Raw genomic sequence first — 17,322 nt, forward strand, 5'->3', positions numbered from 1 at the left:
CGGCCTTTACCGCCAGAGCGGTTTGCGCGCCTCGGTGACGGCGTCGTAGCGGGTGATGCCGATGTCCCGCAATTCGCGGTCGGACAGGGACAGCAGGGCGTCGCGCTGGCGGCTCTGTTCGCGGAGATGGGCGATCCAGGCCAACAGCCTGCGAAAGCGGCGGGCCGGTGGCGGTGCGGTGCGGGGGAGGACGTGCAGCGTCATTGTGACCTCCGGCGGGTGCGGTGAGCACCAGCATCGGGCCGTCCCCACCCCTCCGGCAAACGGGACCTTTTCATCGTCGGGTGAACGGATTTCACCTGAAGCAGGTCACCGCCATATCACCGTCCCTGGGCGAACTCCGCCCGCATCCACGCGCGGAAGGCGGCGACCTCCGGGCGGCGCAGGCTGTCTTGGGCGGTGACCAGCCAATAGGCGCTTTTCGCGCGCAGGCGCGGTCCCATCACCTCGACCAGCTGGCCGGACGCCAACTCCGGGTCGACGGTCGGACGCCGCCCGATGATGACGCCCAGCCCGCGCACCGCGGCGTCCACCGCCATGTGAATCGCGTCCAGCCGTAACCCGCGCTTCAGCCCGTCGTCCAGCGCCGACGGCGGCAGGCCCGCGGCTTCGGCCCAGGCGGTCCAATCCTCCGACACGTCGGCGACGTGGAGCAGCGGGACGGCGGCGAGGTCGGCGGGACAGGCGATGCGCGCCGCCAGGGCGGGGGCGGCCACCGGGACGAGATCCTCCTCCATCAGCTTCAGCGCGGCCAGACCGGGCCAGTCGCCGCGGCCCAGCCGGATGCCGGCGTCGATGCCGTCGCGGGGGAACTCGACCACCCGGTGGGCGGTGTCCAGCGCCACCGTGATTGCCGGGTGGCGTTCCTGGAAGGCGGGCAGGCGGGGGATCAGCCAGCGCAGGGCGAAGGTCGGGGCGGCGCTGACCGACAGCCGCCCGCTGGGCGCGCGGCCGGGCACGCTTTCCGTCGCCAGCGCCAGCGACTGCAGCGCGTCGCGCACGCGGGGCAGATAGGCGTGGCCGGCGGGAGTCAGCGACAGGCTGCGGTTGCCGCGCAAGAACAGCTCCACCCCCAACCAGTCTTCCAGCGTCTGGATGCCGTGGCTGACCGCGCTGGGGGTCAGGTGCAGCTCTTCCGCCGCCGCCTTGAAGCTCTGGTGGCGGCCGGCGGCCTCGAACAGGCGCAGGGTGTTGAGGGGCGGCAGTCGGTAGGCCATGGCCCGCGCAGTCTCCGACAGGCCGGAGGGCCGCGCAAACAAAAAGCCCCGCCGTGCTTTACCCCTCTCCCGCCCCGGGAGAGGGAAGGGGCCCGCGCGAAGCGTGGGAAGGGTGAGGGTGCTGTCGAGGATCGATGCCTTGATCCTCGTGCGACCCTCACCCGCCCGCTGCGCGGGCACCCTCTCCCGGGGCGGGAGAGGGATTGGACGCTACAGGCGACCGCGCAAACAAAAAGCCCCGCCGGAGGGGCGGGGCTTTTCGATCGTCCGGGGAGCGGGGCTCAGAGAGCCTCGTCGACCCACGTGAACAGGGCGGTCTTCGGCAGGGCGCCGATCTTGGTGGCGGCGACGTTGCCGTTCTTGAACAGCATCAGCGTCGGGATGCCGCGCACGCCGTACTTGGTCGGGGTGCCGGGGTTGTCGTCGATGTTCAGCTTGGCGACGGTGACCTTGCCGCCATACTCCTTGGCGAGGTCGTCGAGCGCGGGAGCAATCATCTTGCAGGGGCCGCACCACTCCGCCCAGAAATCGACCAGGACCGGACCGTCGGCCTTCAGCACGTCCTGCTCGAAGCTGTCGTCGGTGACCTTGATGGGATCGCTCATGTGACCTCTATGCCTGGGTTCAGGGGCACCGCCGCGCCGATTTTCCACCGGCGGCGGACCCATCCCTCATCGGTGGAATTTGCCAAAATGTATGACCGACCCCCCTCACTGGTCAAGCCGGGGCGCGAATGCGGTCTCGTCAACCCAATCCGCCGTCCCGTGCAACGCGGCCGGGGGTGAAAAGTTCCCGAGGCGGACTATCGCGCGCGCCTCACTCCGGAAGCTCCATCAAAGCGGGGGTATCGGTCCACAGCAGGACGCAGCGCACCGCCTTGTCCGGGTAGATGGCGCGCAGCGCCGCGCGGTAGGCTTCCATCTGGCGGACATAGACGGGCGGCACGTCCTCCGCCCGGACGGGCGGCGGGCGGTTGGTCTTGTAGTCGACGATCCACACCGCGTCGTCTTCGATCACCAACCGGTCGACCCGGCCCGACAGGGCGCGCCCGGTGACCAGACCGACCACCTCGACCTCGGCGCGGGAGTTGGGGCCGAACAGACGGGAAAAGCGCGGGTCGGTCAGGACGCGCATCGTTTCGGATGCGATTTCATCCTGGCGCTCGGCCGTCAGCTCATGCCCGGGACGAGCAAGGTAACGTCGGGCGGCGGCTTCCCGCGCGTCGGGCGGCAGGTCCGGCAGGGTCTGCATCAGCCGGTGGATCAGCAGGCCGCGCTTGAAGCGCGCTCCGTCGTCCTCGCCCAGCGGGGAGCGCATCGCCGGCTCGTCGCCGTCCGGGCGGGAGGGGGTGAGGGGGCGCGACGGCTCCGGCTCCTCCGGCGCGGTGGCGGTCAGCCAGGGCGGGGCCTCCTGCGCCGCCAGCACGCGGCCGGCCCCGGCGCCGTCCGGCTTGGGCACGGCGGTCTGCGGGTCGGCCAGCCGCCAGCCCTCGCCGCTCCAGCCGTCCGGGCAGAGGGTGGAGAAGTCGAAGGGGTGCGGCACGCCGATCTCGCCCATCGCGGCCTCGACCAGCTTGTACCAGCAGGCCTCCGACGGCTCCTTCTTGCCCTGGTAGCCGCAGACGTACAGCCGGTCCTCCGCGCGGGTCAGCGCAACGTACAGCAGGCGCCTGTACTCCTGGTCGCGGCGGCGGTTGGCGCGGGCGCGCGCTTCGGCGCACAGCGCATCCTCCTGCGAGCGGCGAGCGGCGAAGAGCGGTACGGCGCAGCCCTCGTCCGGCCAGAGGATCGGCGGGCTCTGGGTCGGCGTGCCCAGCGTGTCGGGCAGGAAGACGATGGGCGCCTGCAGCCCCTTGGAGCCGTGCACCGTCATGATGCGTACGCGTCCGCCGCCCTGCTCCAGCTCGCGCTTGATCTCCGCCTCGCTGGCCGCCAGCCAGGCCAGGAAATTCTGCAGGGACGGCGGCTCGGTCTTCTCGAAGGCCAGGCATACGGCCAGGAACTCGTCCAGAGGGTCCTGCGCGTCGGGGCCGAGCCGCTTCAGGAGGGCGCGGCGGCCCGAGCCTTCCGGATCGGCCGGGCAGGGGGCGGCCAGCAGCCCGGCGAACAGCTCGTAGGGCGCCAGGAAGTCGGTGCGGGCGAGCTGGGCGCCCAGATAGCGGCGGGCCGGGCGGTAGGCCGGGTCGTCCTCCGCCTTCGCCACCAGCGCCCGCCACAGCGTGCCGCGCCGCCCGTGGGCGAGGTCGAAGAGCTGGTCCTCGGTCAGCCCGATCAGCGGCCCCTTGAGGACGGTGGCCAGCGTCAGGTCGTCTTCCGGCAGCAGCAGGAACTCGCACAGCGCCATCAGGTCCATGACCGCCAGCTGCTCGGTCAGCACCATGCGGTCGACACCGGCCACCGGAACGGCGCGGTCCTTCAGGGCGCGAACCAGCTCCGTCACGAAGGCGGTGCGGCGGCGGACCAGCACCATCACGTCGCCGGGCTGGATCGGCCGGCCGCGCGACTCGAGCGACTCGCCGCGCTGGGTCCAGTCGCGGATGGTGTCGGCGATGACCGCGGCCAGCCGGGCCGACGGCGAATCGGCGGCCTCGCGCTCCACCGGCGGCGCCCAGGCGGGCGGGTCGGCGGCCTCCGCCGGCTTCACCGGGGGCCACAGCTCGACCAGCCCGGCATGGCCGCGGCGGAAGGCGCGGTGGCGGATCACCGGGCTCGTTTCGGACGCGACACCATCCTTGGCGCCGTCCAGCCCGAACACCGCGTCCACGGTCTGCAGCACGGTGGCGGTGGAGCGGAAGGAGATGTCCAGCGCCACCGCGTGCCAGTCGCGCTCGGCGGCCTTGGCGCGGGTCTGGAAATGGCGGCGCATCCGGGCGAATTCGGCGGGATCGGCGCGCTGGAAGCTGAAGATCGACTGCTTCTCGTCGCCCACGGCGAAGACGGTGCGCGTCGTCTCGCCCCCGTCCCGGGCGCTGAGGCCGGCGAAGAACTCCTCGGCGATGGAGCCGACGACCTGCCACTGCTCCGGGTTGGTGTCCTGGGCCTCGTCGATCAGGATGTGGTCCAACCCGCCGTCCAGCTTGAACAGCACCCAGGGCACGGCGGGGACGCCGTCCTTGCCGCGCAGCAGGGCGTTGGCCGACAGGATCAGGTCGTCATAGTCGAGCAGCGCCTTGGTCTTCTTCTTCGCCTCATAGGCGCTCAGAAGCGACTCGGCCAGGGTCAGCAGGGCGGTGGTGGAGGCGGCGACTCCGGCCGAGCGAACCCGTTTCATCAGCGAAACGAGCCGCTCCGCCTCACGCTCCAGAGCCGTCAGGGCGGCGGGGAAGGAGGTCGCCGGCTTCTTGGTGATCAGGGTCTTGCGCGCGCCGCCCTCCGCCGTCAGGAAATGGCGGGCGTAGATCTGGAAGGCGCGCACCCGACTGTCCGCGGCGTCGAGCCAGCTCTGGATGCCGACCCCGCGCTCCTCGTCGGTCTTGCTGCCGGTGGACAGCGCCCGGCAGGCGTCGCGCAGCCCCGGCACATCGAAGGCGTGGTCGGCGCAGGCCTCGCGCAGGATGGTGGCCTCGGTGATGCCGGGCGGCACGCCGAGCGCCTCGTGAACCGCGTCCACCGCGCCATCCAGCCCGTGGAAGCTCTCGAACAGGCGCTGGATGCGCCCGCGCTCGCTGGCCAGTTCGGCCAGGATGTCGGCGAACTCCTCGGCGTTCAGCTCGGCGGTCAGGCGGGCCATCGCCTTGCCGAGCGGGCTGTCGGGCGCGGCGCGGCCGGCGTGCAGCACCTCGTCCCGCGCCTCGGTCAGCAGGCCGGCGGCGGTGCGCTCGTCCATCACCTCGAAATGCGGGGCGAGTCCGGCCTCCAGCGGGAAGCGGCGCAGCAGCGACTGGCAGAAGGCGTGGATCGTCTGGATCTTCATGCCGCCCGGACAATCCACCACCTGGGCGAACAGCCGGCGGGCGATGGTCCGGGTCTCGGCGCTCGGCCGCTCGCCGCAGAGGTCGGCGAGCCGGTCTTCCAGCCCCTCGTCGGGCAGGGTCGCCCAGATGCCCAGCGTGCGGTTGATGCGGATGGACATCTCCGCCGCCGCCGCCTTGGTGAAGGTCAGGCAGAGGATGCGCGCCGGCGCGGTGCCGGACAGCATCAGCCGCAGCACGCGGTCGGTCAGCACCTTCGTCTTGCCGGACCCGGCGGAGGCACCCACCCACACCGACGACAGCGGGTCGGAGGCGAGCCGCTGCGCGACGTTGGGGTCCAGCGGAAGCTCGCGGACGGGGAAGTCGAGGACGGTCATGGGCGGGTCGTGGGGTGTGGGGCGGTTTGGTGCTTTGCCCCCACCCTCCCGCTTCGCGGGTCCCTCCCTCCCCCGCTTCGCAGGGGAGGGCTTGATTCCCTCCCCTGCGAAAGCGGGGGAGGGTTAGGGTGGGGGTTAAGATGTGTGCTCATCACCCCTCACCCCCATCGCCACCCGCCGACCATTCCTGCACCCGCGCGAGGTGGGCGTAGTCGGTGTAGCGCGGGGCCATGGCCGGGCGGGGGCAGGAGCGGTAGGGGGTGGCGGGGTCGTCGAAATGGCGGATCAGCTCCTCCAGACCGGCGCGGGCCTCGGCGGCCAGAGTCGCCGGGTCGCCCTTCACCGCCTTCTCCTCGCCCGGCGGGTCGCCGCCGGACAGGCGCCAGAAGGCCAGCTCGGCCACCCGGTTCCTGGCCACCCCGGCGAAGCCGCCGGCCTCGGCCATGGCGGCCTCCAGCGGAAGCTGCGGGGCGAAGCCCAGCTCGATCTCGCGGGTCGAGGGCGGGGTGCCGGTCTTGTAGTCGATCAGGACCAAGCCCAAGCCGCCCGAATCGATGCGGTCGGCCTTGGCGGTCAGCAGGAAGGGGCCGGCGGGGCCGCTCAGCGCCAGTTCGCCCGACACTTCGGTGGCGAGCGGCTTCAGGGTGCGGCGGCGGTCGCGCTCCAGCCCGACGAACCATTCGGCGATGCGCTCGAAGCGCGGCCACCAGAAGGCCCAGACGTCGGGATGGCTGTGCAGCAACGGGCCGAAGGACTCGCGGCCCATCGCCAGCAACCGGTGCAGCGCGTCGTCGGGCAACTGGCTTGGATAGGCCTTCACGAAGGCGTCGAGGGCTGCGTGGATGAACTGGCCGCGGTCGGCGGCACCGGGGTCGGCGGCGATGGGATCGAGCTTGCGCAGGCGCAGCACATGCTCGGCGTAGATGGCGTAGGGGTCGCGCATCCACTTCTCGATCTTGGTGACCGACAGCTTGCGCGGGCGGGCGGACACCGGCGGGCGCGGCTCCGGCGGGGCGACGGGGCGCACCGCGTCCGGCTCGTCCAGACCGCGCGCCCAGGCCAGCCAGGGCTCGCCGGCCAGCTCCATCCGCCCGTCCAGACCCAGAGCGCGCAGCACCGTCTCCAGCCGCAGCAGCCAGCGCGACGGGACGGTCGGCGTGCCGTCCACCCGCTCCGCGCGGGTCAGTACGACCTCCGGTGCGCCGCAAGCTTGAGTGAAGTCGTGGGCGGACAGGCCGACCATGCGTTCCGGGCTGGGCAGGCCGAAGTCGCGGCGCATCGGGCGCGACATCCAGGGATCGGCGTCGGGGTCGGGCGGCCAGGTCCCCTCGTTCAGCCCGCCGAGGATCAGCAGGTCGAAACGTTGAAGGCGCGATTCCATCGGGCCGAGGATGTAGAGGCGCGGATGAAGGTGGAAGCGCGGGCGCACCGGGCGCATCGCCATCAGCGCGTCGAGCAGCGCCGGATAGTCCTTGCCGGGAACGGCGGGGAAGCCGTCCGCCGCCTCCAGCAGCTCATGGACGAAGGTCGCGGCCTCCTCGCCGTCGTCCTGCCGCCACAGGAATTCCGACCCCGGCGCGTCGGTGCGCGAGGCCAGCGCCTCCGCGAAGGCGACGTGCGCGCGGACGAGGTCGCTGAGCGGGGCCTCGCCGAACAGCACCTCCATGAAGGGGGCGGCGAGCGTTTCGAGATTTTCCAGCCAGCCGAGCAGGGCGGCCTGCTGGTCCGGGTGGTCGAAGCGGTCGGCGGCCTTCAGCGCGGCGATCAGCCCGGCGAAGCCCTCCGCCGGGCGGGGGCCGCGCAGGACGGTGCGTTCCAGCGCGCGGGCGGAGCGGCGGAACTCCGCCGGGTCGTGCCCGCCGGCGGCCAGCGGGTGCTTGGCCAGCGCCAGCAGGGCCAGCGGATGGGCGCGGCTGGCGGCCAGCTCGGCGGTCAGCCGCAGATAGGTGCCGACCGCGGTGTGGACCAGCGGCCGGCCCGCCGAGTCGTTGACCGCGATGCCCCAGCGGGTCAGCGCCATGGCGACCCGGCGGGCGAGGTTGCGGTCGGGCGAGACCAGCGCCGCCGTCTTGCCCGGCGTTTCCAGCGCGTGGCGCAGCAGGAGGGCGATGACCGACGCCTCCTCCTCCGCGGTCGGGGCGTCGATGCGGGTCAGCCCGTCCAGGGCCGCAGCGTCCAGCCCGTCCAGCTCCCGCCAGCTTTCCGTGGTGGCGGCGGGGCGCATGGCCTCGGCCAGCAGGCGGGCGCGGGCGGCTCGCGGCTCCTCCGCGTCGTTCCAGCGGCGGACGGCGGCGCGGCCGACCGACAGCCGGTCGAGCAGATGGGCGAGGCCGTGTTGCGGGTGCGCCTCGTCGGCGCGGATGGCGTCCCAGCTCGCCTCGTCGGCCTCAAGGTCGAGGCCGGGCAGGACGACGGCGCCCTGCGGCAGGGCGGCAACCACCGCCAGCAGGTCGGCCGACGCCGGGATGGAGCCGGTGGAGCCGGCGGCGATGACCAGCCCCTGCGGCGGCTCCGCCCGCCAGAGCGCGGCCTGCGTCTGGAGCACGAGGTTGCGGCGCTGCGCCGGGTCGGTCAGCGCGCTGGCGCCGAGGATGGTCGGCCAGTGCTCCGTGACGATCTTCAGGAATTCCAGCGTCACCTGCCAGTGCTGGGCGTAATCCTCCGGCACCAGCGAGGCCAGCCGGTCAAAGGCGACATCCTCCGTCCACACCGCGTCGATCAGCCGCCCCAGGTCGGCGCCCAGCCGCACCGCCTGCGCGGTGGTGGCCGACACGCCGGTCGCCTGGAGGATCAGCCGGGCCAGCATCATCTGGCGCTTCAGCCCGCTGATCGGGTCGGGCAGCTCCAGCGGCACGCCGGGCAGCTCCTCCGCCGAGGTCAGGCTGAGGGAGGCAGCGTCCAGCTCGCCCAGCGGGCTCATCCGCGGCAGCAGCATCGGCTGCCCGCCGGAGCGGCGCAGGAAGGCCTCGCGCAGCGAGCGGCAGGAGCGGCGCGTCGGCAGCAGGACGGTCACCCCGGCCAGCGCCAGCGGGTCGTTCCCCACACGGTCCAGGATGCCCGCGGCGAGCTGGTCCACGAAGGACACGCCGGTGGGAATCGAATAGACCTTGGGCTCCGCCCTGCCGCTCATGCCTGCCCCGGAAGCTGTATCGTCAGACGCGCGAGGATACTAGATGTGGGGCAATGAGACCACAAAGCGTCAAGGAATACAAAAATTCTCACAAAGGGGCGGCCGGGTGGCCATCGGGTGGCCGGTCAGGTGGTGACCACCGACACGTCGCTCATCGACAGCATCTCCTCCGTCTCGGCCAGCGCGTCGGGGGTGCCGATGTGGAACCACAACCCGTCATGGGCGAGGCCGAAGAGGCGCCCGGCCTCCTGCGCGCGGTCCCAGACGCGGTTGGTGGAGAAGGCGCCGTCGGGGGTGTCCTGCCCAAACAGCCCCGGCTTCACGATCTGGACGCCGGCGTAGACGAAGGGGGCGATCTCCATCTCGCCGCGCCGGGTCAGCCGGCCCAGCGGGTCCATGTGGTAATCGCCGCGCCCCTCGTAGCCCACCGCCTTGGTGGTCGCCATCAGCAGCAGGAGCGCGTCCATCTCGTCCGGGTTCCAGTGGCGGGCCAGCCGCGCCAGCGTGGGGGAGGGGCCGTCGAGCCACAGGATGTCGGCGTTGACCACATAGACCGGGTCGGTGCCGAGCAGCGGCAGGGCCTTCTTCACGCCGCCGCCGGTCTCCAGCAGCGTGTCCTCCGGAGACAGGGTAATGGCCGGGGCGGTCCGTCCCGCCAGATGCGCGGCGATCATCGCGCCCTTGTAGTGGCTGTTGACCACGGCGGAGGCGACCCCGGCCTCCTCCAGCCGGTCGAGCGCGTGGTCGAGCATCGGCTTGCCCATCACCGGGATCAGGGGCTTCGGGCGCTCCAGGGTCAGCGGGCGCATCCGCAGGCCCAGCCCGGCGGCCATCACCATGGCCTTATGGGGGGCGGTGGTCACAGGCGGCGTCTTGGTACGGGTCTTCTTCGAGACAGGCGACATAATCAATCCGGCTCCGGAACGACAAGCTCCGCGCGGGTTCCCGGCGGCAGATGACGGGCGAACCAGTCGGCGACCGGGGCCAGTTCGGGCTTGGCGAGCTGACCTTCCAGAAGCCGCCAGACGCGCGGCAGGTGAAGGAGATAGCCGCGTCGGCGCTGCAACGCCAGACGCACGAAGATGGCAATGATGCGGGTGTGCCGGATCGCGCCCAGCACCGCGTAGGAGCGGCGGAAGGCCGCCCAGTCGCGATCCGGGAAGGCGGCGCGGTAGCGGTCCAGCAGCACGCCCTCCAGCCCGGCGGGCAGGTCGCGGCGGGCGTCCTCCAGCAGCGACACCAGATCGTAGGCGACGGGGCCGAGCCCGGCGCTCTGGTAATCGATCAGCCCCGCCGCCCGCAGGCCGGGCCGCGGCAGCCGCATCACGTTGTCCACATGGTAATCGCGCAGCAGCAGCGACTGCGGCCCGGCGCAGGCCGCCGGAACGACGGCGGCCCAGGCCGCGTCGAAGTCGGACCGGGCCTTGTCCGACAAGGGCTTTCCCGTCGCCGCGGGCAGGTAGACCTCGGCGAACAGCGCCGCCTGCTGTGTGAACAGGGCGGCGTCGTAGAGCGGCAGGTTCAGGCAGGCCGCCTCCTCCAGCGGGAAGCGGCGGTGCAGTTCGATCAGAACGTCGGTCGCCAGCTGGTAGAGCGGGCGCGGCTCCTCCCCCGCGTTCAGCAGGCGGGTCAGGGTGCCGTCGCCGAAATCCTCCTGGATGGCCAGCCCCGCCTCGACCTCCGCCGCCAGGATGGCCGGAACCGAGAAGCCCAGCCGGTCCAGCGTCGCGCCGATGGCGATGAAGGGCACCAGATCCTCGGCCGGGGCGGGGGTATCGACCAGGATCAGCGTCCCACCGTCCGGAGTCCTCAGCCGCTCGTAGCGGCGCGCCGAGGCGTCACCGGCCAGCGGCTCGCGCTTGGCCCCCTCCAGCCCGTGGCGGGCGAGGAAGGCGGCGATCTGCGACGCGCGGTCGGTCACGGCCCCTCCAGTCCGGAAAGACCCAGTCCGGTGAGGTCGAGGGCGCGCAAGCGCGCTTCCCAGGCGCCGTGGCCGGTCAGGGTGGCGCGGCGCTCGGTCGGCCCGGCGAAGCTCATCGCGACGTCGAGACGGTCGGCGGGCAGCAGCGGACCCAGCCGGTCCGGCCATTCCACCAGCAGGACGGCCTCGGCGCGGGCCTCGTCCCAGCCCAGTTCGGTCACCTCGTCGGGGCCGGACAGGCGGTAGAGATCGAAATGCCAGACCGGGCCGATGTCCGTGTCGTAGGTCTGCACCAGCGTGAAGGTGGGGGAGGGAACCTCCGCGTCTTCCTCGGTCACGGCGCGGATCAGGGCGCGGCACAGGGCGGACTTGCCGGCACCGAGGTCACCGCGCAGGGCGACGAGGTCGCCGGGCACCAGCGCCGCGGCCAAACGGCGGGCCAGCGCGGCGGTCGCCTCCTCGCTCGGCAGCGTGACGGCGCGCGTGTTGGGGGAATCGGTCTGGGTCATGTCACGGGATGCGGTCAAATCAACGGCGGCAATCAACGGCGGGAGGCGGCCTTGCGCGGCACCGGGGGAGGAGCGGGGGGCGGCTCCGCCGCCTCGCTGCGGTCCTCCACCAGGCGCGGGGGCTTCTTGAAGTTCATGGTGATCATCAGCGTCAGGGCGCCGTTGATCAGGTACAGCATTTTGTCGGATTCGACGGGCAGGGGGATCTTGCGCCCCATGCAGTAGGACACCAGCGCCGCCGCGACCTCGGACTCGTGCAGGGTCATGCTGCGGTCGTCACCCTCGTCCCCGGTGACCTGGATCAGCGTCTCCACCCCGCCGCCGCCGGGCTGGCCGGGGCGGTAGGTGACCTTGCCGACCGTGCCGTTGGGCAACGGCTCGCGCATCCGGCGGCGGCGGTCGAGCACGGCCTTCACGACCTCCTGGTCGGTGAACACGAGGCAGCGCAGCTCCTTCATCGCCAATCCTTCATTGCGGCCGCTCCGGCACGGTGGAAACGGGCAAATCCTACCCCACCGCAACCGCACGCCCAGAAGGAAATCGGCGGGACCGCACCCATTTTGCGCGCGCCGTTCGCCCTCCCCGTGCAGGGCGGGGTTGACCGGGGGCGCGAAACCGGACAATTGAAGGCGTCATCGTTCCCCCCGTTTGCACAAGGCAGCGCGTCCCATGTCGCACACCGTCCATCGCACCGACGTCGTCATCGTCGGCGCCGGCCCCGTCGGTCTCTTCGCCGTGTTCGAATGCGGCATGCTGAAGATGCGATGCCATGTGGTGGACGCGCTGGACATGGTGGGCGGGCAGTGCACCGCGCTGTACCCGGAAAAGCCAATCTACGACATCCCGGCCCACCCGGCCATCGAGGCCGCCGACCTGATCGACAGGCTGGCGGAGCAGGCCGCCCCCTTCAACCCGACCTATCATCTGGGCCAGCAGGTCGAGAAGCTGACCCGGACGGACGACGGGCGCTGGCTGGTGGAGACCAGCACCGGCACCCGGATCGACACCCAGGCGGTGATCATCGCCGCCGGCTGCGGCGCCTTCGGCCCCAACCGCCCGCCGCTGGACGGGCTGGAGCAGTATGAGGGCACGTCGGTCTTCTACATGGTCCGCCGCAAGCAGGACTTTGCCGGCAAGCGCGTGGTGATCGCCGGCGGCGGCGATTCCGCCGTGGACTGGACCCTGTCGCTGGCCGACGTAGCGGAGAAGGTCTATGTCGTCCACCGCCGGCCCAAGTTCCGTGCTGCCCCGGAAAGCGTCGCCCGCATGGACGTCCTGGTCCGCGAGGGCAAGGTGGAGATGGTGGTGCCCTACCAGCTCTCCGGTCTGGTCGGCGAGAACGGCCAGTTGTCCGCCGTGCGCGTCGCCACGCTGGACGGCGAGGAGAAGGACCTGCCGGCCGACGCGCTGCTCGCCTTCTTCGGCCTGTCGATGAATCTGGGGCCGATCGCCGAGTGGGGCCTGAACCTGGAGCGCAGCCACATCGGCGTCAGCCTGCCCGGCTGCGCCACCAGCGCCCCCGGCGTCTACGCCATCGGTGACATCGCCACCTATCCCGGCAAGCTGAAGCTGATCCTCTGCGGCTTCTCCGAGGCGGCGCAGGCGGCCCACGCCATCCATCCGCTGGTCCATCCGGGCGAGGCGCTGCACTTCGAATACTCGACCTCCAAGGGCGTTCCCGGCGCCGAGTGACCGTCCCGAAAACGGAAACGGGCCGCCGGGGGTACCGGCGGCCCGCTCCGTCAGCGGCTGACGGGAGGCGTGAGATCAGCCGCCGCGGGGGCCATTACCCGGACCCGGACCGCGGCCGGGGCCTTCGCCGTGCATCGGGCCGGGGCCGTGGTGGCGCATGCCCGGACCGCCCATGCCACCGCCCATCATGCCGTGCCCGGCGCGGTCGAGGAAGCGGTCGGCCTGCTTCTGCTGGTCCGGGGTGAGCTGGGCGTAGAGGTCGGTCAGCGCCGGGCGCACCTGCTGAAGCTGGGCGAGGCGGGCCGACATCATGGCTTCCATCCGCTCAAGCCGGGCGGGGGCCGCGGCGGGCATCGGCTGGTCCTTGTACTTGGCGCAGAGGTCCTGGGTGGGCTTCTGGCTCGCCTTCGCGGCGTCAGCGAACTTGGTCCAGGCGGCGCGCTGCTGGTCGGTGATGTTCAGCTTCTTCTCGGCGTAGGCCAGCATGCCGGCCAGCCGGGCGTCCTGATCCTCGCACATCCGGGAGAAATGCCGGCCGCCGTCCGGACCGGGGCCAGGGCCGGCGCCGGGACCCGGCTGCTGCTGGGCGAAGACCGGCACGGCGAGGCCGAGGCCGAGAACCAGCGCGGCGGTGGTCATCATAGCGCGTTTCATGGGGATGCTCCTTGTTATCGACGGGGTCTTGCGTTCCCGATGACCCCGATGATGGGCCGGCAACGTATCCGGTTGATGTCCGGCCTTCCGTGAATTGGTAACGCTGTGTAACAGCCGGCCTCCCCGTAACGTGGCGTTACACATTTCTTCTTCACCCCGGCGCCCGCGCGTCGGATCATGCGTTCCATGGACCGCACACCTCACCTGCTGGTGGTCGACGACGACCGCGAAATCCGCACCCTCCTGTCGCAGTTCCTGACGCGGCACGGCTTCCGCGTCACCGGGGCCAAGGACGGGGTGGAGATGATGCGCACGCTGGACAGCGCGCGCGTGGACCTGATCGTGCTCGACCTGATGATGCCGGGGGAGGACGGGCTGAGCCTGTGCCGCCGCCTGCGCGCCACGCCCGAGACGGCGCAGACGCCGGTCATCATGCTGACCGCGATGGGCGAGGAGACGGACCGCATCGTCGGGCTGGAGATGGGCGCCGACGACTATCTGGCGAAGCCCTTCAGCCCGCGCGAGCTGCTGGCCCGCGTCAAGGCCGTGCTGCGCCGCGCCTCCGGTCCGCCGGCGGCCGGCGGTGCGGCGGGCAAGACGCTGGGCTTCGAGGGCTGGACGCTCGACCTCGCCAAGCGGGAGCTGCGCTCGCCCGACGGGGTGCTGGTGCAGCTCTCCGCCGGGGAATACGACCTGCTGGTCGCCTTCGTGGAGCATCCGCAGCGGGTGCTGACCCGCGACCAGCTGCTCGATCTGGCGCGCGGACGGTCGGCGGTGCCCTTCGACCGCTCCATCGACGTGCAGGTCAGCCGCCTGCGCCGCAAGATCGAGCCCGACCCGGTCGACCCCACGATGATCAAGACGGTGCGCGGCGGCGGCTATCTGTTCACCCCGGCGGTGACGGGGGCCTGAGATGAGCAATCTTGGCTTGGAGGCGGGCCGCAAGAGCCGCCTGCTGGTGGCCCGGCGCTGGCTGCCGGACAGCATCGCCTCGCGGCTGGTGCTGACCGTGGTGCTGGCGCTGCTGCTGACCCAGGCGGTCAGCGCGCTGGTCTATCTGACCGACCGCCCTCCGGGACCGCCGGCCCACAGCATGCGTGTCCTCGTCCAGCGCGTGACGGCCATCGTCCAGCTTGTGGAGAGCACCCCACCGCCGGAGCGGCGGCGGCTGGTCAAGGCGATCGACGACCCCGTGCTGCGGGTGGACTGGAATCCCGAGACGCCGCGCTTCGCCAACCAGCGCGAGGGCTTTCCCTTCGACCGGCTGCGCCGCGCCATCCGCGGCGAGCTGGACGATCCCGACCGCGCCGTGGTGGTCGAGGTCCGGCGGGAACGCCCGATGCCCGGCCCCTTCCCGGTGGAGGAGCACCGCTGGGGCACCGACGTCCGGCTGTCGGTGGGGCTGAGGGACGGGTCCTGGCTGACCTTCGTCGGCGGCGACCCGCTGGAGGGGCCGTTCCGGCTGCTGCGCTTCGCGCTGTGGATGGCCGGCATCGTCGGGGCGGTGGCTCTGGTCTCGGTCTGGACGGCGCGCCGCATGACCGCCCCCATCGCGCGCTTCGCCGACGCGGCGGAGCGGCTGGGCGTGGACGGCGAGGCGTCGCCCCTGCCCGAGGCCGGCCCGCAGGAGCTGCGCGCCGCGACCCGCGCCTTCAACCGGATGCAGGCGCGCCTGGCCCGCTTCGTCGCCGACCGCACCCAGATGCTGGCGGCGATGAGCCACGACCTGCGCACGCCGCTGACCCGCCTGCGCCTGCGCGCCGAGCTGGTCGAGGACCCGGAGATGCAGCGCAAGATGCTCGCCGACCTCGACGAGATGGCGGCGATGATCAACGCCACGCTGGCCTTTGCCCGCGACGATGCCAACCACGAGCCGCGCGGCCCGCTCGACCTCGCCGACCTGTTGCAGAGCCTGTGCGACGACCGCGTGGACGCTGGCCACGAGGCGGCCTACGAGGGTCCGGCGCACGCGACGGTGGACGGGCGTCCGGTGGCCCTGCGCCGCGCCTTCGCCAACCTGATGGACAACGCCATCGCCTATGGCGGCGGCTTCACCGTGCGCCTGCGCCCCGCGGACGGGGAGCTGCGGGTGGAGATCGAGGACGGCGGTCCCGGCATCCCGGAGGCCGAGTTCGAGAAGGTCTTCGCCCCCTTCTACCGGCTGGAGCGCTCGCGCTCCCGCGACACCGGCGGGGTGGGTCTGGGTCTGGCCACCGCCCGTACGGTGGTGCGCGGCCACGGTGGCGACATCGCGCTGTCCAACCGCCCGGAAGGGGGGCTGCGGGTGACGGTGACCCTGCCGCGGTGAGCCTTATGGACCTCGCCTGGGCATCGATCTCGAGAACATTGCCCCCACCCTAACCCTCCCCCGCTGCGCAGGGGAGGGGACTGCCGCCGATTCGCGATCACCTCCCTCCCTTGCGCAGCGGGGGAGGGCCGGGGTGGGGGCAACGGTGGCCTCTGTTCAGGCTCCGGAATGCACCGCAACATCGGCGGGGCGTCGGCGGTTAACGGTGCAGGATCGTCCTGACCGGAGACCATCGCCGTGCCGCAGATCGACCGCACCCCCTCGCCCGTGGACAGCCGCCCCCATGTCGTGATCGTCGGCGCGGGGTTCGGCGGTCTGGCCTGCGCGGAGGCCCTGGGCGGGACGAACATCCGCGTCACCATCATCGACCGGAACAACTATCACCTGTTCGTGCCGCTGCTCTATCAGGTGGCGACCGCCGCCCTGTCGCCCGCCGACATCGCAGAGCCGATCCGCCGCATCGTCAGCCGCCACCCCAACATCGACGTGGTGATGGGCGAGGTGACCGGGATCGACCGTACGGCCAAGCGGGTGGAACTGGCCGACGGCAGCTTCGTCCCCTACGACCGGCTGGTGCTGGCCACCGGCTCCTCCTACAGCTATTTCGGGCACGACGACTGGGCGGAGATCGCCCCCGGCCTGAAGACCATCGAGAACGCCCGGCGGATCCGCGCCCGGCTGCTGATGAATTTCGAGCAGGCCGAGATGTGCGAGGACCCGGCCCGCCAGAAGGCGCTGATGACGACCATCGTGGTCGGCGGCGGTCCCACCGGCGTGGAGATGGCCGGGGCGGTGGCCGAGCTGGCCCGCTTCACGCTGGCCCGCGACTTCCGCCGCATCGACCCGCGCACCGCCCGCGTCCTGCTGGTCGAGGCCGGGCCGCGCATCCTGTCCACCTTCCCGGACGACCTCGGCCAGTACGCCCGCCGCAAGCTTGAGGAGCTGGGCGTCGTCGTGCTGACCGGTCAGGCGGTGGAGAGCATCACGCCGGAGGGTGCCACGGTCGGCGGGCGCTTCATCCCGGCGGGGGCCATCGTGTGGGGTGCCGGGGTCAAGGCGTCGCCCGCCGGCTCCTGGCTGGGGGTGGAGACCGACCACAGCGGGCGCATCCCGGTCGGTGCCGACATGGCGGTGCCGGGCGTGCCGGACGTCTACGCGCTGGGCGACACGGCAGCGCTGGCCGGCGACGACGGCAAGCCGCTGCCCGGTCTGGCCCAGGTCGCCAAGCAGCAGGGCGAGCATCTCGGCGGCGGGCTGGAGGCCAGCCTGCTGCGCGGCCAGCCGCTGGAGCCCTTCCGCTTCCGCAACCGCGGCAACACCGCCATCGTCGGGCGCAGCGCCGCCGTCTTCGATTTCGGAACGCGCAAGCTGAAGGGCTGGTTCGCCTGGGTGCTGTGGGCGATCGTCCACGTCTATCTGCTGGTGAACTTCCACAAGCGGGTGTTGGTCACCATGCAGTGGCTGTGGCGCTGGGCCACCTATCAGCGCGGCGCGCGGCTCATCACCACCGACCGCCCGGTGTCGGCGGCGGAGTCCGTCACCTCGCCGCATGGCGGGAGCGCCGAGCCCTTCCGGGGCATGAAGCGCGGCCAGGGCTGAAGGCT

14 protein-coding genes are annotated in these 17,322 nt (G+C 71.9%); 4 read left to right on the forward strand and 10 right to left on the reverse strand.

Going from position 1 to position 17,322, the window contains the following annotated elements:
* Positions 1 to 6 precede the first annotated feature (6 nt).
* The 9 genes from ACFPMG_RS12280 to ACFPMG_RS12320 all read right to left on the reverse strand — a co-directional run bounded on the left by ACFPMG_RS12280 (position 7) and on the right by ACFPMG_RS12320 (position 11,522).
* A complete protein-coding gene (locus ACFPMG_RS12280) occupies positions 7 to 204 on the reverse strand; it encodes a DUF1127 domain-containing protein (RefSeq protein WP_376995401.1) in 198 nt (65 codons plus the stop codon).
* Between the two features lie 116 nt (positions 205 to 320).
* The gene (gene gcvA, locus ACFPMG_RS12285) at positions 321 to 1,217 is read right to left on the reverse strand and encodes a transcriptional regulator GcvA (protein ID WP_376995402.1); all 897 of its coding nucleotides are present in this window, start codon (positions 1,215 to 1,217) and stop codon (positions 321 to 323) included.
* Positions 1,218 to 1,498: 281 nt separating this feature from the next.
* Positions 1,499 to 1,822, reverse strand: a complete 324-nt coding sequence (gene trxA / locus ACFPMG_RS12290; protein ID WP_014238663.1) for a thioredoxin TrxA — start codon at positions 1,820 to 1,822, stop codon at positions 1,499 to 1,501.
* Between the two features lie 211 nt (positions 1,823 to 2,033).
* The gene (addA, locus tag ACFPMG_RS12295) at positions 2,034 to 5,504 is read right to left on the reverse strand and encodes a double-strand break repair helicase AddA (protein ID WP_376995403.1); all 3,471 of its coding nucleotides are present in this window, start codon (positions 5,502 to 5,504) and stop codon (positions 2,034 to 2,036) included.
* A gap of 151 nt (positions 5,505 to 5,655) precedes the next feature.
* Positions 5,656 to 8,634, reverse strand: coding sequence for a double-strand break repair protein AddB (addB, locus tag ACFPMG_RS12300; protein ID WP_376995404.1), 2,979 nt, complete (start codon positions 8,632 to 8,634; stop codon positions 5,656 to 5,658).
* Positions 8,635 to 8,759: 125 nt separating this feature from the next.
* Positions 8,760 to 9,539 carry a nucleotidyltransferase family protein gene (locus ACFPMG_RS12305; protein WP_376995405.1) on the reverse strand — a complete coding sequence of 260 codons (780 nt, stop codon included), beginning with the start codon at positions 9,537 to 9,539 and terminating at the stop codon, positions 8,760 to 8,762.
* Between the two features lie 2 nt (positions 9,540 to 9,541).
* Positions 9,542 to 10,555, reverse strand: a complete 1,014-nt coding sequence (locus tag ACFPMG_RS12310) for an aminoglycoside phosphotransferase family protein (protein WP_376995406.1) — start codon at positions 10,553 to 10,555, stop codon at positions 9,542 to 9,544.
* Positions 10,552 to 11,064 (reverse strand): tRNA (adenosine(37)-N6)-threonylcarbamoyltransferase complex ATPase subunit type 1 TsaE, encoded by a 513-nt coding sequence (gene tsaE / locus ACFPMG_RS12315; RefSeq protein ID WP_376995407.1) that lies wholly within the window; start codon positions 11,062 to 11,064, stop codon positions 10,552 to 10,554. The genes ACFPMG_RS12310 and tsaE overlap by 4 nt, the downstream gene beginning before the upstream one ends.
* 32 nt (positions 11,065 to 11,096) lie before the next feature.
* Positions 11,097 to 11,522, reverse strand: a complete 426-nt coding sequence (locus tag ACFPMG_RS12320) for a hypothetical protein (RefSeq protein ID WP_376995408.1) — start codon at positions 11,520 to 11,522, stop codon at positions 11,097 to 11,099.
* A gap of 211 nt (positions 11,523 to 11,733) precedes the next feature.
* Here ACFPMG_RS12320 and ACFPMG_RS12325 point away from each other — a divergent pair, with 211 nt between their 5' ends.
* Positions 11,734 to 12,756 (forward strand): NAD(P)/FAD-dependent oxidoreductase, encoded by a 1,023-nt coding sequence (locus ACFPMG_RS12325; RefSeq protein ID WP_376995409.1) that lies wholly within the window; start codon positions 11,734 to 11,736, stop codon positions 12,754 to 12,756.
* Positions 12,757 to 12,831: 75 nt separating this feature from the next.
* On the opposite strand, the gene ACFPMG_RS12330 is transcribed toward ACFPMG_RS12325, so the two are convergent.
* Positions 12,832 to 13,410, reverse strand: coding sequence for a Spy/CpxP family protein refolding chaperone (locus ACFPMG_RS12330; protein WP_376995410.1), 579 nt, complete (start codon positions 13,408 to 13,410; stop codon positions 12,832 to 12,834).
* Positions 13,411 to 13,596: 186 nt separating this feature from the next.
* On the opposite strand from ACFPMG_RS12330, the gene ACFPMG_RS12335 reads away from it, so the two are divergent.
* The 3 genes from ACFPMG_RS12335 to ACFPMG_RS12345 all read left to right on the forward strand — a co-directional run bounded on the left by ACFPMG_RS12335 (position 13,597) and on the right by ACFPMG_RS12345 (position 17,317).
* Complete coding sequence (locus tag ACFPMG_RS12335) at positions 13,597 to 14,322, forward strand: response regulator (RefSeq protein ID WP_376995411.1); 726 nt, start codon at positions 13,597 to 13,599, stop codon at positions 14,320 to 14,322.
* Between the two features lies 1 nt (position 14,323).
* On the forward strand, positions 14,324 to 15,718 hold the full coding sequence (locus tag ACFPMG_RS12340; RefSeq protein WP_376995412.1) for an ATP-binding protein: 1,395 nt from the start codon (positions 14,324 to 14,326) through the stop codon (positions 15,716 to 15,718).
* Between the two features lie 237 nt (positions 15,719 to 15,955).
* Entirely contained in the window at positions 15,956 to 17,317 is a 1,362-nt protein-coding gene (locus ACFPMG_RS12345; RefSeq protein WP_376995413.1) for an NAD(P)/FAD-dependent oxidoreductase, read from the forward strand.
* Positions 17,318 to 17,322: the final 5 nt, after the last annotated feature.

The organism is Azospirillum himalayense, assembly GCF_042657465.1.
GTDB lineage: Bacteria > Pseudomonadota > Alphaproteobacteria > Azospirillales > Azospirillaceae > Azospirillum > Azospirillum himalayense.